This is a genomic window from Tenacibaculum maritimum NCIMB 2154 (genome assembly GCF_900119795.1).
GTDB classification, from domain to species: domain Bacteria; phylum Bacteroidota; class Bacteroidia; order Flavobacteriales; family Flavobacteriaceae; genus Polaribacter; species Polaribacter maritimus.
On sequence record NZ_LT634361.1, the window covers coordinates 1,954,456 to 1,970,231 of the forward strand.

General features: G+C 31.3%; 14 protein-coding genes and 1 pseudogene. 13 read left to right on the forward strand and 2 right to left on the reverse strand.

Annotated features, from left to right (window positions below; translation table 11 throughout):
- Positions 1 to 37 precede the first annotated feature (37 nt).
- The 6 genes and pseudogenes from MARIT_RS08685 to MARIT_RS16175 all read left to right on the forward strand — a co-directional run.
- Positions 38 to 520 carry a DoxX family membrane protein gene (locus MARIT_RS08685; RefSeq protein ID WP_024739887.1) on the forward strand — a complete coding sequence of 161 codons (483 nt, stop codon included), beginning with the start codon at positions 38 to 40 and terminating at the stop codon, positions 518 to 520.
- Between the two features lie 123 nt (positions 521 to 643).
- The gene (locus tag MARIT_RS08690) at positions 644 to 1,777 is read left to right on the forward strand and encodes a CapA family protein (RefSeq protein ID WP_100211312.1); all 1,134 of its coding nucleotides are present in this window, start codon (positions 644 to 646) and stop codon (positions 1,775 to 1,777) included.
- A gap of 19 nt (positions 1,778 to 1,796) precedes the next feature.
- On the forward strand, positions 1,797 to 3,086 hold the full coding sequence (locus MARIT_RS08695) for an N-acetylmuramoyl-L-alanine amidase (RefSeq protein WP_100211313.1): 1,290 nt from the start codon (positions 1,797 to 1,799) through the stop codon (positions 3,084 to 3,086).
- A 157-nt stretch (positions 3,087 to 3,243) separates the two neighbouring features.
- Positions 3,244 to 3,771, forward strand: a complete 528-nt coding sequence (locus tag MARIT_RS08700; RefSeq protein WP_024739890.1) for a superoxide dismutase family protein — start codon at positions 3,244 to 3,246, stop codon at positions 3,769 to 3,771.
- A 110-nt stretch (positions 3,772 to 3,881) separates the two neighbouring features.
- Positions 3,882 to 4,886 (forward strand): NADPH-dependent aldehyde reductase Ahr, encoded by a 1,005-nt coding sequence (gene ahr / locus MARIT_RS08705; RefSeq protein WP_100211314.1) that lies wholly within the window; start codon positions 3,882 to 3,884, stop codon positions 4,884 to 4,886.
- Positions 4,887 to 5,425: 539 nt separating this feature from the next.
- Positions 5,426 to 5,593, forward strand: a pseudogene (locus MARIT_RS16175) (Crp/Fnr family transcriptional regulator); the annotation flags it as partial.
- Positions 5,594 to 6,224: 631 nt separating this feature from the next.
- Here the strand turns inward: MARIT_RS16175 and MARIT_RS08720 are convergent.
- Positions 6,225 to 7,520, reverse strand: coding sequence for an MFS transporter (locus tag MARIT_RS08720; RefSeq protein WP_100211315.1), 1,296 nt, complete (start codon positions 7,518 to 7,520; stop codon positions 6,225 to 6,227).
- 112 nt (positions 7,521 to 7,632) lie between these two features.
- Positions 7,633 to 8,451 (reverse strand): M48 family metallopeptidase, encoded by an 819-nt coding sequence (locus MARIT_RS08725; protein ID WP_100212023.1) that lies wholly within the window; start codon positions 8,449 to 8,451, stop codon positions 7,633 to 7,635.
- A gap of 123 nt (positions 8,452 to 8,574) precedes the next feature.
- On the opposite strand from MARIT_RS08725, the gene MARIT_RS08730 reads away from it, so the two are divergent.
- The 7 genes from MARIT_RS08730 to MARIT_RS08760 all read left to right on the forward strand — a co-directional run bounded on the left by MARIT_RS08730 (position 8,575) and on the right by MARIT_RS08760 (position 15,646).
- Positions 8,575 to 9,450 carry an alpha/beta fold hydrolase gene (locus MARIT_RS08730; RefSeq protein WP_024739894.1) on the forward strand — a complete coding sequence of 292 codons (876 nt, stop codon included), beginning with the start codon at positions 8,575 to 8,577 and terminating at the stop codon, positions 9,448 to 9,450.
- On the forward strand, positions 9,447 to 9,917 hold the full coding sequence (gene msrB / locus MARIT_RS08735; protein ID WP_024739895.1) for a peptide-methionine (R)-S-oxide reductase MsrB: 471 nt from the start codon (positions 9,447 to 9,449) through the stop codon (positions 9,915 to 9,917). Before MARIT_RS08730 ends, msrB begins: the two co-directional genes overlap by 4 nt.
- Before the next feature lie 455 nt (positions 9,918 to 10,372).
- Positions 10,373 to 11,716 (forward strand): adenylosuccinate lyase, encoded by a 1,344-nt coding sequence (gene purB, locus MARIT_RS08740; protein ID WP_024739896.1) that lies wholly within the window; start codon positions 10,373 to 10,375, stop codon positions 11,714 to 11,716.
- A gap of 28 nt (positions 11,717 to 11,744) precedes the next feature.
- On the forward strand, positions 11,745 to 12,329 hold the full coding sequence (locus MARIT_RS08745; RefSeq protein ID WP_100211316.1) for an adenylate kinase family protein: 585 nt from the start codon (positions 11,745 to 11,747) through the stop codon (positions 12,327 to 12,329).
- A 2-nt stretch (positions 12,330 to 12,331) separates the two neighbouring features.
- On the forward strand, positions 12,332 to 12,736 hold the full coding sequence (locus MARIT_RS08750) for a hypothetical protein (RefSeq protein WP_100211317.1): 405 nt from the start codon (positions 12,332 to 12,334) through the stop codon (positions 12,734 to 12,736).
- A gap of 73 nt (positions 12,737 to 12,809) precedes the next feature.
- A complete protein-coding gene (locus MARIT_RS08755; RefSeq protein WP_100211318.1) occupies positions 12,810 to 13,052 on the forward strand; it encodes a hypothetical protein in 243 nt (80 codons plus the stop codon).
- 329 nt (positions 13,053 to 13,381) lie between these two features.
- Entirely contained in the window at positions 13,382 to 15,646 is a 2,265-nt protein-coding gene (locus MARIT_RS08760) for a TonB-dependent receptor (RefSeq protein WP_100211319.1), read from the forward strand.
- Positions 15,647 to 15,776: the final 130 nt, after the last annotated feature.

Sequence of the window (15,776 nt, forward strand, 5' to 3'; positions counted from 1 at the left end):
TAAAATATAACTACAAATCAATCATACCCCATTACAAATGACTTATAAAAATAAAAAAGCCAGTAACACTTGGTTTTCTAAAGTAGATGCTTCTATTACAGAATGGATGTGCCGAAATGGCTACTTATTAATACGAATTTCTATCGGAATTGTATTTCTTTGGTTTGGATTTCTTAAGTTTTTCCCAGGGCTGAGTCCTGCTCAAGAGCTTGCTACAAAAACAATTAGAAGCTTAAGTTTTAACCTTATCCCTGACCTTTTCATTATTAACGGACTGGCCTTTATAGAAATGCTTATTGGCATCGGACTCATTTCTGGTAAATTTATGCGAGAAACATTACTATTATTATTCTTACAAATGACAGGGACTTTTACTCCTATCTTCCTTTTTCCTAATGAAATTTTCACACATTTCCCTTATGCTTTAACTTTAGAAGGACAATACATTATTAAAAATTTTGTATTAGTTTCAGCTGGAATTGTACTAGGCGGAAATCTTAACAAGAAGAACGCTCAATAGGTAATAAAAAAACATTAAAAACGACCATACTAAAAACGACTAAAAATAGTTAATTTCATATATCAAATTATACATATTTTGAGTTTTAAATACAAACTATTTATACCAATAAAACATACATCGATGAGGCATCAAATTATTTTACTATTGATTATTATAACTACCAAAGTTTTTTCTCAAAACAACTTCCAAAAAGATTCTATATCACTCATTTTCATGGGAGATATTATGGGACATACTCCTCAAATAAAAGCTGCTTTTAATGCTAATACAGGAACCTATAATTATGATAATGTATTTGAAAAAGTAGCCCCAATTATCAAAGAAGCCGATTTTGCTATAGCGAATCTTGAAGTTACATTATCTGGAGCTCCCTATAAAGGTTATCCTCAGTTTTCTTCTCCAGATGCACTTGCTATAGCTTGCAAAAATAGCGGAATGGATGTCTTAGTTACCGCTAACAACCATTCTTGTGATGGCGGAAAAAAAGGAATTTTAAGAACCATCAATGTTTTAGACTCTTTGAAAATAAAACATACAGGGACCTTTAAAAATTTTTCAGATAAAGAAAAAAATAATTTATTAATCCTAAACAAAAACAATATAAAAGTAGGTTTATTGAATTACACTTATGGCACCAACGGTTTAAAAGTTCCAAAGCCCACTATAGTTAATCAAATAGATACATTAGCTATGTTAGCTGATATTCAAAAAAGCAAAGCGTCAGCCTTAGACAAATTAATTGTACTTATTCATTGGGGTAATGAATACCAATCGCACCCCTCTAAAAAACAATTAAAAATTGCTGACTTTCTTTTTAAGAATGGAGTAGATATCGTTATTGGTGGGCATCCTCATGTTTTGCAAAAAATGGAACATTTCAAAAAAGATGCTACTAATAAGAAAGAGCGCTTTATTGCCTATTCGCTAGGCAACTTTATCTCTAACCAACGCACAAGAAAAAGAGATGGTGGGGCTATTTTAAAAATAACATTAACTAAAAAAAATAATGAGGTTACTATTACCAATCCTGGGTATTATTTAACATGGGTAGATAAAACATTTACTAATGGGAAACTAAACTACAAAATAATACCATGCGCTACTGCTTCAGAAAACAACTTTGAGGATATGGAAACTAGTCATATAAAAAAAATGAAATTATTTATGTCTGATACAAAAGCTTTATTTGACAAAGAAAATACCAATGTTAAAGAAATAACTATTGATAAAAATAATAAGCTTTCAAATAACTAAAAGATAAAGCCTCAAAACCATGTTCTTTAAATACTATATAACCTTATTTTTTATACTACTATATACCTCTTTTAGTATAGATGTTTGTGCTCAACATCAAAAAAACGACAAAGCAATAGCAAATTTCTATAAGAAAAAAGCAATAACTTATTTATTAAAAAATGAAATAGACAGCTACCAGCAACTATCTTTTAAAGAAAAGGGGCTCTATTTTTACAAAGATTCCTTAGAGAAAAGCAAACATAAAGAGCACTACTTTATTTCTTGGAAGGATTTTAAAAACCTAAAAAAAGATTTTGAAAATCAACCTCTTGATTCAATCTACAAGCAATTTATAAGCAATACCCACTATATCAAGGTTAGAAACAATAGCATTCCTAAACAAAATAAGATAAAAATTGCCATAAGCCCAGGGCATTTAGCTACAAATTTTAATGAAGCTAAGTACGAAAAAAAATATATTGAATTTGAAGATGGAAAAACTAAATTTTATGAAGCTGAATTAAATTTAACAACTGCACTTCTTTTAAAAAAAGAGCTTCTAAAAAAAGGGTTTGAGGTTTTTATGACTAGAACAAGAACAAAGCCTGATATATGGGGGTTAGGATTCGAGCAATGGAAAGTTAAAAAATTTGATACTACTTTAAAAGAGTATCTAGATGCAGGAGATTTTTCTAAAGAACAAGTTGATTGGTTCAAAAATGAAGCAACCGAACAGCAAATATTCAAATACTTGTATGTTAAATCAGAATTAAAAAAAAGAGCCGAAGTAATCAATCAGTTCAACCCTGATATTACTATTGCGATACATTATAATGTCGATGAAAAAAATGAGGATTGGAAAGTACCTACTTCTAAAAATTATATGATGGCTTTCGTGCCTGGTTCTTTTTTAAAAGAAGAACTAAACAAACCTCTAGATAAATTTAATTTTTTAAAGCTTTTAGCTACTGATAATCTTAAAAATTCTATACAACTATCTAAAAACTTTATACAATCATTTTCCAAAACATCTTGTATTCCCATTGCCAAAATGGAAGACGCCATTTATTTAGACAAATTTAGCCTACCTACTGAAAAAAGAGGTGTTTTTGCAAGAAATTTAGCAATGACCCGACTTGTTCATTCTCCTATCCTTTATGGTGAACCTCTATATCAAGATCATAAAAAGATAGCAAAATCATTAAATCTACATAATCCTGATATTCCTCAAAAAAGAGTATCAAAATATATCATAAAAGTAGTCAAAGCGTATTACAAATCAATTTTAAACTATACCAAAAAATTAAAATCTCATACTAAAAAGTAAATCGCATATTATTAATCTATTTTTTCAATATCAAGCATCTTTTTTACTTATACAAAACGAATGAGCGTTAAAAAATAGTTATTTATTAAATACTTTATTTTACTTTTATCCTAATATATTGCAAGTATAAAAATCAATAATAAATCTAAATATAACAATGAAAAACTATTTATCTTTTTTGTTAATCGCTACCATCTTTGTAGGTTGTTCTGATGATAAAGCTGCTGTAAAAACAAAAACTGCCGTTGCCACTATTAAGGCTAAAAGTAACAGTAATGTTTCTGGAGAAGTTATTTTTACTGAAACCAATGGTAAAGTATCCATGGTAGCCAATATCAAAGGGTTATCAGCAGGAAACCATGCCATTCACATACACCAAATTGGAGACTGTAGTGCTGATAATGGTTCTTCTGCAGGAGGCCACTGGAACCCAACTAATGTTGGCCATGGAGTATGGGGAACAGCACCTTTTCATATCGGAGACATAGGCAACATCGTAGGCGATGCAAATGGAAATGGAACAATTTCTAGAGAAACCGATTTGTGGTGCGTTGGTTGCAAAGACGAAACTAAAAACGTAGTAGGAAAAGCAATTATCATTCATGAAGGCCCAGACGATTTTACTTCACAACCATCTGGTGCTGCAGGGCCTAGAATAGGTTGCGGGGAAATTACATTAAAATAATACGTTTAATATTAAAAACATTCTAATAATGGGATTGAATACTAAATATTGGTATTCAATCCCTTTATTAACCTTTATAAACTAAATATTTAAAATAAAAATTCAAAAAAATGAAAGTAAATGCATATGCAGCTACAGAAGCTGGAGCAAAACTAACCCCTTATTCATATGAGCTGAATGAACTAGGAGATGAACAAGTAGATATTAAAGTAGCTTATTGCGGTATTTGCCATTCTGATTTAAGCATGATCAATAATGAATGGGGAATGAGTCAATATCCTATTGTTCCTGGTCATGAAATCGTTGGTGAAGTTGTTGCTGCTGGTAAATCAGTAAAAAACGTAAAAATTGGTGATAAAGTCGGTTTAGGATGGTTTGCTGGTTCTTGTATGAGCTGCCAAGAATGTATGGATGGTTCTCAGCACCTCTGTGCTAATAATGAGGCTACAATTGTAGGACGACATGGTGGATTTGCGGACTATGTTAGAGGACATTGGTCTTGGGCCATTCCACTTCCTAAAGCGATTGATATGAGTAAAGCTGGCCCTTTACTTTGTGGAGGTATTACCGTTTTTAATCCTATCATATTAGCTGGTGTAAAACCAACTGACACTGTTGGTGTTATAGGAATTGGAGGACTTGGACATATGGCTCTTAAGTTCTTGAAACATTGGGGATGCGAAGTTGTTGCTTTTAGTTCTAATCCAGATAAAAAAGAGCAAATTTTAAATATGGGAGCCAACAAAGTTATTAATTCGAAATCACCTGAAGAATTAGAGAGCATTGCTGGTAAGCTAAACTTCATTCTAAATACTACCAATGTTACATTAAACTGGGATGCTTACTTAACTACTTTAGCTCCTAAAGGAAAACTTCATACTGTAGGTGCTGTTTTAGAACCAATGGCAATTCCTGCATTTAGCCTAATTGGAGGTGAAAAATCTGTAGGGGGAAGTCCACTAGGAAGCCCAGCTTTAACAAAAACAATGCTTGATTTTTGCGTAAGGCACGAAATTTACCCTACCGTAGAAGAGTTTCCTTTTGAAAAAATTAATGATGCTATAACGCATTTAAAAGAAGGGAAAGCTCGATATAGAATCGTTCTTAAAAACTAATTAAGTGAAATCAGTAATGTGCTTTTAAAACTCAAATTCATTATGTAATAAAATGGTGCTTTTTTTCTTAGAAGTGATTTAGACTTTTTGTTTTGAAGCAAAAATCTAGGATTTTGCCCCCTAATAAGTCTTTTTTGAGTTACATAGCCTTAGCGACGTTGTAAAAAAGCTAAAATTAGAGTGAAATAAGACAACTTTGCTGACATCAGAAAAAGTTAAAACCGCTTCTTAATTAAAAAAGACATTTCACCATAATAATCGTAGCTTTAAAATAATATTACCATATAGAAGTTTACTATTACTCCTACCTTATTTTATTTTTACAAATTTTTTAAGGTAGGTTCTACTAAGTAGTCTAAAATTTAATATGGTAAAAGAATGGATCTACTAACTCAAATATGCCATCAAATTGAAAAACATTCACCATAGACTAAAATAATCTGTCTTAAAAGAAACTAAATTGAAAGCGATCTCCTAGAAAAATCATATAACATTAATAGATAAAAATAACGAAAATAAGTAACTTTGGAATACCATTTTTAGAACAACTAGAACGAGAAAAAGACATTTTAATCAGCGCTACTCTTAAAGAATACCAAAGGGTTAAAAAAAGAAGCCCTCAATTATTTCAAGAAACCCCTAATAAACATATTGCTTCTTATTTAAGAATGACTCCTGAAACACTCTCTAGAATCAAAAAATCTTGATTTCAATCAATTCTTTTTTATTTACTAAACCATAACTTTACACCAAATAAATAACCATGGAAACCAAAGTACTTATCAAAAAATTAATACAACTAACTAACTAGCGAAAATATAAAATTTGTAGAAAGCCTTACAAACCTTCCTTCTCAAAAGTTAAGTTACAAGCAAACCCCTGAGGTTTGGAGTATTTTAGATTGCATAGAGCATTTAAATCGATCCCGTAACTTTTATATTCCAGAAATAACAAAAAAATAGAAGCCAATAATTATCCTTATAGCGACGTTTTTAAAAGCAGTTTTTTAGGAAATTATTTTGCTCAAAGTATGCTTCCTAGAGAAAACATCAACAAAATGAAAACTTTTAAAATAATGAATCCTAATAATAGTTTATCAACTCCTATTATTTTACAAGAATTCATAAACCAACAAAAAAACTACTTATTTTACTTAGAATAAGCTAAAAAAAAGAATCTTACAAGAATTAAAACTTCCATTTCAATATCAACAATGGGCAAAACTAAGATTAAGATTAGGAAATACATTTAAAATAGTTATTTACCACAACTTAAGACATATTATACAAATAAAAAACATTTTAAAAAATATTGAAGCAGCTTAAGTAGTAAGCTCCCCTACCCTACGTATTTCGTTTTTTTCAAAGTACTTAATACTAAGAAAGAAGCTAAGAAAAAAATTGCCAATGACAATACTGACCATTGCATAGAGTTTGTAATAGCATACAACAAACCATATACAAAAGTTCCTAAAACAATAGCTATTTTTTCAGTTACATCATAAAAACTAAAATAAGTAGCATGGTCTTCTGTTTCTGGTAACAATTTAGAATAAGTAGAGCGCGTTAATGACTGTATGGCTCCTTGCACCAATCCTAATAAGCCCCCCAAACCATAAAAATAGTACGCTACATTCTCCTGCTCTTTGTCTAACATAAAAGCGCAGCAACAAACCAACATCCAAGTAATAATGGTTAGTTTCAAAGCCTTAATATTTCCCCATTTTTCAGATAATCGAGAAAAAATAAAAGCTCCTACAATAGCTACTACTTGTACCAATAAAATAGTTACAATTAAATTCATTGCTGGTAATCCTAACTCCGAAGAACCAAAAATAGCAGCCATCAAAATGATGGTTTGCACCCCTATGCTCAATAAGAAAAAAGATATTAAAAATCGTGTTAAATTAGGACAATTCTTTACTTCCTTAATAACTACTTTCAATTCATGAAACCCCTTCCAAATATAATCTCTGCTAGGTTTCTTATGAAATACATTGTTAGGCAATCTTTTAAACGTTATTTGCGCAAAGCCTAGCCACCACAAACCAACCATCACAAAAGATATTCGAGAAGCCATTCCAGCTGTAATGCCAAACAAATCTGGCATTTGTATCATTATTAAATTAATAACCAGCAATATAATAGAACCTATATAACCATATATAAACCCTTTAGCACTGGCTCTATCTTGTTGTTCTGGTCTTGCCACCTCTGGTAAATACGCATTGTAAAAAACCAAACTCGCCCAAAAACCAATGCTTGCTAAAATAGTAAAACCAATACCTACCCAAACGCAATCCACACTATCAAAAAAATACAGACTCATCACAGATAAGGATCCCATCCAACAAAAAAACTGCATAAACTTCTTTTTACTTCCTGTATAATCAGCAATACCAGATAACACAGGAGAAATAAATGCTACTACTAAAAATGAAAAAGATAAAGCATAGCTGTACAAACTATCAGGGTGCTCCCATTCCATTCCTAGAAACCGTACTTTTTTATCTTCTGTAAGCGCTGTATAGTATAACGGAAAAACAGCTGTACTAATTACTAATGAATATACTGAGTTCGCCCAATCATAAAATGCCCAAGCATTTATTAATTTTTTACTTCCTATTTTCAACATAGATATATGGGGATTATTTTTTTAATCGGATGTACGTATCATCTTTTTTATAAAACAAAAAAAGCCGTTCTTAAAAGAACGGCTGGCAATATAGTAAAACTATTTTAGTTAACTATTTTTTCATTGCAGTATTCGTTTGTCTATTAAATTTAGCGGCTAATCTTTTTGCTTCTGGCAAATAGCTACGCAGCGTTGAAATTCTAGTTTGATTTGATGGATGCGTACTTAAAAACTCTGGAGGAGTTTTTCCTCCCGCCTTTTTACTCATACGAATCCATACATTAACTGCCTCTTCTCCATTATACCCTGCCATTAACATAAAAACCAAACCTAACTTGTCTGCTTCTGTTTCATGCGTTCTACTAAATGCTAAAGTACCTAATTGAGAGCCTATACCATAAGCCATGTTCCATATCTGAGATTTTTTGCTACTTGCTGTTCCTATAGCTACTGCTGCACCACCTAATTGTTGCATTTGAGCTGACGACATACGTTCTTGACCATGCTTAGCAAAAGCGTGGGCTACTTCATGTCCCATTACCGCTGCAATTCCATCTGTATTGGCACAAATTGGTAAAATTCCAGTATAAAAAACTACTTTCCCCCCTGGTAAACACCAAGCATTTACATTTTTATCTTCTACTAAATTAAATTCCCATTTATAAGTATCAGCCTCTGCTCCCATACCATTTGCTCTCATAAAACGATCTACCGCTGAAGCCACTTTTTTACCTACTGATTTTATCTTATTGGACATCTTTACATCCGTAGAAATCTTATTTTTTTCCAAAAAGCCTTTATACTGAGCAAAACTTGCAGGCAATACCTGTGAATCACTTACAAAATTAACACGGCTTCTCCCAGTAATAGGCACTGTACTACATTGTGTAAATAGCAATACTACAGCAACTAATCCTAAAATTCTTTTCATTATATTCTTATTGTTTAGATTTGGTTTACTCTTCATATGACACTTTTAAACAAAAAAGTCACTTCAAAATAATTTTGTTAAAATTACAAATTCTATCTTTATCCTAAAAATACTTTTATAGTAATGACTAAATTATATAATACTAAAAAACTACCATTAAGCATAGAACCTCCTAAATCACTTATATACGCCGCTAATACATTGCAATTTTTTTCTCATAGACTAGCCGTATTATTCACTCAAAAACTATTTGCTACACCTGTTAAATTTAGCACTCCTGAGCGAGAAAGATTTATGGAAAAAAGTGCTCAAAAAAAAGTACTCACTATAAAAAGTATCGCTCAAAAAGTACATATACTTTCTTATGGATATTCAAAAAAGAAAATACTACTAGTACATGGATGGTCTGGCAGAAGTACTCAATTATTTTCTTTTGCTGATCGCTTGCTTGAAAAAGGATATATGGTCATTTCTTTCGATGGTCCTGCCCATGGTAAATCAACAGGCAAAACTACCGCAATGCCTGATTTCTTAGAAACAATTACCGCTATTAATGACGAATACGGACCTTTTCATGCTGCAATAGGACATTCTTTTGGCGGAATGTGCTTATATAATGCTGTGGCTAATGGTTTTAAAATTAAAAACTTAGTAACAATAGGCGCAGGGGATACCGTATCAGAAATCATCAATAATTTTACTAATAACTTAAAACTAAAACCCCTTATTGGTAAAAACATAAAAACTTATTTCGACCAAAAATGGCGTACAAATATCGACACATATTCAAGCAGTAATAATGCTAAAAATATAAGCATACCTACTTTAGTCATACATGACTCTCAAGACGGAGATGTTGCTGTAAGTTGTGCTCAAAATATTCGTCAAAACTTACAAAACGGAACTCTTTTAATTACTAAAGGTTTAGGGCATACTAAAATTTTACGTAATAAAGATGTAGTGAATCATACTATTAATTTTATTATACAAAACGAATGAAATACTTAATAACAATTTTCTTTTTTAGCTTATTTATAAGCTGTATTGGAAATGCCCAAACAAAAGAAAAAGCAACCTATAAAGTTGTGAAAACAAAAGCGGAATGGCAAAAAGCATTAACGCCAATGCAGTACTATGTATTACGAGAAGCTGGAACAGAAAGACCATTTACTAGCAAGTTAAATAAAAACTATTCTGACGGAACCTATACTTGCGCTGCTTGCAATACTCCTTTGTATGAATCAGCTCATAAATTTGACTCTGGAACAGGATGGCCTTCATTTGACAGAGCTATTAAAAATAATGTTGAGTTAGATGTAGATTATAAAATAGGATATGCACGTACTGAATTAAAATGCAGCACCTGCGGTAGCCATTTAGGGCATTCATTTGATGATGGTCCTAGTAAAACAACTGGAAAACGCCATTGTATAAATGGGGTCGCTTTAAAATTTATACCAAAATAAGAATACAGCCGAAGTAGTAGCTGTTTTATGTATCCTGAAATAATAAAGAAATCGCTTAAACACTATTTTTTAAGCGATTTCTTCTTTTAATATAAAATATCGTACACAACTTTACCAAACCAACCGCATCACAAACTCACCTTAAAAAAATCAAGAACTATAATATCCCATTCTTAATAATTAAGATAGAGTACAATCTTAGCATATATTTTTCCTTGTTTAAAATTAGATAAAAGCTTTCTTTATTTCCACAGTTCCAATTCATAAACGAAAATATTAGTTTACAAGCTATTTATTTTTTTATCTTAAATAAAAAATAGGAGATTTAGCACTGTGAATATCTTTCAAAGATCACAAACGCATCCACTGTTATTTTAAATAATAATAAATTTATTATATATTAAAGCTTTTAAAATTTAGAATTTTTACTTTTGTTTTTTCAACACAACAACAAAATGAATTTAACACAACTTAATGCCATCTCTCCTATTGATGGACGATACAGAAACAAAGTAGCCAATCTAGCAAATTATTTTTCTGAACAAGCTTTAATAAAATACCGTGTAAAAGTAGAAATAGAATATTTCATTGCACTTTGTGAGATCCCATTACCTCAACTAGAAAATTTTAATCATAATTTATTCGTTGATTTACGTAAAATATATGAGGACTTCACTGCAGAAGACGCTCAAAAAATAAAAAAAATAGAAAGTGTAACCAATCATGATGTAAAAGCTGTTGAGTATTTTATCAAAGAAAAATTTGACACACTTCAACTTGAAGAATATAAAGAATTCATTCACTTTGGATTAACTTCTCAAGATATTAATAATACTGCAATTCCATTATCTATAAAAGACGCAATGGAAGAAATATATTACCCTACTTTGGATACCTTAGTGTGTAAACTTGCCGACTTATCTGAAGAATGGGAAAACATCCCCATGTTGGCAAGGACTCATGGACAACCTGCTTCTCCAACTCGTTTGGGTAAAGAATTTTTTGTTTTTGTAGAACGCATCAATAATCAAGCAATACATATACAGCATACTCCTCATGCAGCTAAATTTGGAGGAGCAACAGGGAACTTCAATGCACACCAAGTAGCATACCCTAGCATTGATTGGAAAAACTTTGGAACTCATTTCGTTGAGAATATACTAGGATTACACCATTCCTTTCCTACTACACAGATTGAACACTATGACCATATGGCTGCTTTATATGATGGGTTAAAACGTATTAATACTATTTTAATCGATTTAGATAGAGACATATGGACCTATATTTCTAATGATTATTTCAAACAAAAAATAAAAGCTGGTGAGGTAGGATCTTCTGCAATGCCGCATAAGGTAAATCCTATTGATTTTGAAAATTCAGAGGGGAATTTAGGAATTGCTAATGCTATTTTTGAACACCTTTCTGCAAAATTACCTTTATCTAGGTTGCAAAGAGATTTAACAGACAGTACTGTTTTGCGTAATATAGGAGTTCCTTTCGGACATACATTAATAGGTTTTGCCTCTACTTTAAAAGGGCTAAACAAACTTCTTTTAAATGAAAGTAAATTTGAAAAAGATTTGAATAATAATTGGGCGGTAGTAGCAGAAGCTATACAAACCATTTTGCGCAGAGAAGCCTATCCTAATCCTTATGAAGCTTTAAAAGGACTTACTAGAACTAACGAAGAAATTACGCAAACATCTATTGCCAATTTTATTGATACATTAGATGTTTCTTCTGACATTAAGAACGAGTTAAAAGTTATTACTCCTTCAAATTATACAGGAATTTAAATGTTTTACATTCATTAAAGAGAATACCATGAATATCATCATTTTTGGACCTCCTTTATCGGGCAAGGGCACTCAAAGTAAAAAAATCATGCAAGATTTTGCTATCACCCATCTCTCTACTGGGGCTATTTTAAGAATAGAGAAAGCAAAAAAAACAGCATTAGGAATTAGTGCCGCTGGATATAGTGAAAAAGGACTTCTTGTTCCTGATAATATTGTTTCCAAAATTGTAGAATCCTGTTATCAAGATAACAAAGGGCAACGAGGTTTTCTATTTGATGGTTATCCCAGAAATATTGAACAAGCCAAACACTTAATTAATGTCTTACAAAAAGAGGATGTCCTTATAAACCTTATCATCTATTTAAAGGTTCCTAAAGAAGTTCTTTTAGAAAGGGCTCTCATAAGAGGAAGAGAACAAAATAGAGGAGATGATAAAGACTCAGATATTGTTATTAAAAGGATTAATGAATTTAGCCAATTTACTATCCCTGCGATAGGATACATTAAAGAAACAGGTGTTAAGGTTTTGGAAATCGATGGAACGCAATCAATTGAGGAAATTTATGCTAAAATAAATCTTGAATTAAACACTCCAACATATCAATCATAATAATGAAAAGAAACAGCAATCAAATACAACTTAACGCTCAAAAAATAACTTTTTTGCTGTTAATAAGCCTTTTAGCTTCTTGTACTCCTAAAAAGGAGAATAGTGAGGGTCGTTTTAAAAAAGGCATCTTTGAAATTCCAGCAGGAACTAATTTCGATAAAGAAACTATCATCAGAAAAGACAGTCTCCAAATTAGTAAATATGGAAATCATATAGATACGCTAGTTATCAAATGGAAAAATAATTTTTTCTATACCTTGCGTTACCTAAATCCCAAAAATGATTTACAAAAAGACCCTATGTTTGTGCAAATAAACAAAGTCCGTGAAAACTCTTATGATTTTACTGTAAAGGTTGGTTTTTCTAGCTTTTCTAAAAAAGGAACTATTTATAAATTAAAAGATTAAAAGCTTTCAACAACATATAACCCTTATACTATCTCTTGTACTACTGATTCCTTCAATAGTACAAGGGATTCACATGCTTCAAAAACACGAGCATACTGTTTGTAAATCTGTTTCAGATCACCATATACATGAGTTACGCTTTGATTGTTCTGATTTACATTTGCAAATAGAACTATTTTCTTCTATTGTTTTTCAAAAAACAGCCGTCATTCCTCAATATTTTTATACTGAAAACATCTTATACAAGCCCAAGCAGGCTAATAAGCTATTCATCAGTAAAAAGCACTCTAGAGGACCTCCTTATCATGTTATATAGATCTTAAATTCTTATAAAATTGAAATTACTTGCTATTTCTATTTACTATAGAATGAACAAAGTTTCTTTTGTAAATATATAAACTCGTTTAAGTTTTTAACACATGCCAATTATGATTCTACACGATCATAATTGGTATAAAATTATATGCAAACGCTTTTGAGCCCCCTAAAGCTTTTAATAGCATTTACCAATTGAAACTACCCTATAAAAAGATTTTTTTAAAACAAGCTTAAATTATACCTAGTATAAATTGTATAACATTGCTATGAAAATTAGAAAAAGACAAGATAATAATTTTTCAATAAATAAAAGATAGTAAATACCATATGAAAAAAATAATATACCTCCTATTCCTTATAGGATTCTCAGCAATATATGCACAAAAAAACACTCTTACAGGACGTATTACCAATACGCAAAACAGTCCTCTAGAAGGTGTTGAAATTTATATCAATAAACTACATAAAGGGACTACTACTAATGATAATGGTAATTATACCTTCAACAATATCCCTAATGGAAAAACTAAAATAAGCATTACTTACTTAGGGTTTAAGACCATTATCAAAGAAATCATTTTTAATAACCAAAGTCAAACGTTGAACGCTCAATTAGAAGAAGCCATTTTTGAAATAGAGGAAGTCATCATAGCTACACCTTTCAACAAATTACAATCAGAAAACGTAATGAAAGTAGAAAGACTTTCTGCTACATCACTGCAAAAAACAGGAGCAACTACACTAGCAGAAGGAATTACTCATATCCCAGGAGTTTCGCAAATATCTACAGGCGCTTCTATTGGAAAACCTGTAATTAGAGGATTAAGTGGTAACAGAGTATTGGTATATACCCAGGGAACTCGACTAGAAAATCAACAATTTGGCGCTGAACACGGTATTGGAATTAACAGCTCTGGTATAGAAAGTATAGAAGTTATCAAAGGACCTGCATCATTATTATACGGTTCTGATGCCCTTGGAGGAGTTTTATATATCAATCCTGAAAAATTTGCCACAGAACATCGTTCAAAAATAATGCTAAACCAACACTATTTTAGCAATACTCTAGGTAGTAATACCTCTTTAGGAATCAAAAGCTCAACAGATACTTGGAAATTTTTAGGACGTGGTACTTATACCTTCCATTCTGATTATAAAATTCCTACTCATCAACGAGTAACGAATACTCGCTTCCAAGAAAAAGACTTAAAATTAGGAATCGGCTACAATAAAACCAATTTCTCATCTGAACTACGTTATAACTTTAACAACTCTAAATTAGGAATACCTGAAGAAGGAATTAACGTTCAAAATAAAGAAACAACACCACTTATGCCCTACCAAAGTATAAACAATCATATCATTAGTTTACACAATCACTTCTTCCTTGGAAAATCTCAATTAGATGCGGATATAGGATATACCTTTAATCACAGGCAGGAATTTGAAGAACATGAAGAGCATGAAAATGAAACAACAGAAGAACACGAAGCGCATGAAGAAGGGGCTTCTTTAAACATGAAATTAAAAACACTTAGCTATAATTTCAAGTACCACTTTCCTAAATTTAAGAAATTAGAAACCTTATTAGGGCTCCAAGGAATCTACCAAACAAATACTAATTTTGGAGAAGAAATCTTAATTCCAAATGCTAGAATCAATGATATCGGTGCCTTTTTAACGGCTAATTATGAAGCTAGTAAATCTCATATTTTTCAAATAGGGATACGCTTTGATAATCGAGCTATAAAAACAGAAAAACACGAAATACAACATGATGATGAAGTACACACTTTTACTCCTATCAAAAGATCATTCAATAGCTTTACAGCTTCCCTAGGGTACCGAACAACACTATTCAAAAAAATTCAAACAAGAATCAATATAGCAAAAGGGTTTAGAGCTCCTAATTTAGCCGAATTAACTTCTAATGGAGTACATCACGGTACCAATCGCTTTGAAGTAGGAAATGCAAACTTAAAAAATGAGGAAAATGCTCAATTAGATATATCCTTAGACTATAATACTGACCATTTTGAACTCTTTGCTAATGGATTCTACAATCACATAAATAATTATATTTATAGCAGCCCTAATGGAGCAGTAGAAGACGGAGTTCCTGTATATAATTATCTCCAAGACAATGCAAAATTATACGGGGGTGAATTTGGCTTCCACTTGCATCCACATCCATTAGACTGGTTACATTTAGAAAGTACTTTCGAAACCGTTATAGGAAAGCTACACAACGAAAATTACCTTCCATTAATTCCTGCGAACACCTTAAAAAATACCCTTAGAGTAGAATTTGACTACAATACATGGTGGCAACAAGGATATGCTTCTATCAGTTTAAACAATACTTTTTCTCAAGAAAACATCAGTCAATTCGAAACAATAACAGCAGCATATAACCTTGTTAACTTAGGAATAGGAGGTAATATTATTTTAGGAAAAACCACCTTTAATACTTCCATTGCTATTAACAACCTTTTCAATAAAAAATATATCAATCACCTATCTAGACTAAAAAGTGATGGTATTTTAAACCCTGGTAGAAATATTGTCTTAGCATTAAAATTCACATTATAATATGCACTATCCGCACCTTTTACTTATAACTAATAAAAGAATCCTTTTTAGCGCTTCTTAAAACTACGTAAAGATCACCAATACTAAACGCAGAAGAATTTTATTTCACTGCGTTTATTTTTTTACTTTT

Bases quoted from the DNA above. Each gene is read 5' to 3' on its own strand.
- MARIT_RS08720 (WP_100211315.1), bottom strand. From the start codon at position 7,520: ATGTTGAAAATAGGAAGTAAAAAATTAATAAATGCTTGGGCATTTTAT.
- MARIT_RS08750 (WP_100211317.1), top strand. From the start codon at position 12,332: ATGAAAAGAAACAGCAATCAAATACAACTTAACGCTCAAAAAATAACT.
- purB (WP_024739896.1), top strand. From the start codon at position 10,373: ATGAATTTAACACAACTTAATGCCATCTCTCCTATTGATGGACGATAC.
- MARIT_RS08725 (WP_100212023.1), bottom strand. From the start codon at position 8,451: ATGAAAAGAATTTTAGGATTAGTTGCTGTAGTATTGCTATTTACACAA.
- MARIT_RS08690 (WP_100211312.1), top strand. From the start codon at position 644: ATGAGGCATCAAATTATTTTACTATTGATTATTATAACTACCAAAGTT.
- MARIT_RS08695 (WP_100211313.1), top strand. From the start codon at position 1,797: ATGTTCTTTAAATACTATATAACCTTATTTTTTATACTACTATATACC.
- ahr (WP_100211314.1), top strand. From the start codon at position 3,882: ATGAAAGTAAATGCATATGCAGCTACAGAAGCTGGAGCAAAACTAACC.
- msrB (WP_024739895.1), top strand. From the start codon at position 9,447: ATGAAATACTTAATAACAATTTTCTTTTTTAGCTTATTTATAAGCTGT.
- MARIT_RS08685 (WP_024739887.1), top strand. From the start codon at position 38: ATGACTTATAAAAATAAAAAAGCCAGTAACACTTGGTTTTCTAAAGTA.
- MARIT_RS08730 (WP_024739894.1), top strand. From the start codon at position 8,575: ATGACTAAATTATATAATACTAAAAAACTACCATTAAGCATAGAACCT.
- MARIT_RS08700 (WP_024739890.1), top strand. From the start codon at position 3,244: ATGAAAAACTATTTATCTTTTTTGTTAATCGCTACCATCTTTGTAGGT.
- MARIT_RS08755 (WP_100211318.1), top strand. From the start codon at position 12,810: ATGCTTCAAAAACACGAGCATACTGTTTGTAAATCTGTTTCAGATCAC.
- MARIT_RS08745 (WP_100211316.1), top strand. From the start codon at position 11,745: ATGAATATCATCATTTTTGGACCTCCTTTATCGGGCAAGGGCACTCAA.
- MARIT_RS08760 (WP_100211319.1), top strand. From the start codon at position 13,382: ATGAAAAAAATAATATACCTCCTATTCCTTATAGGATTCTCAGCAATA.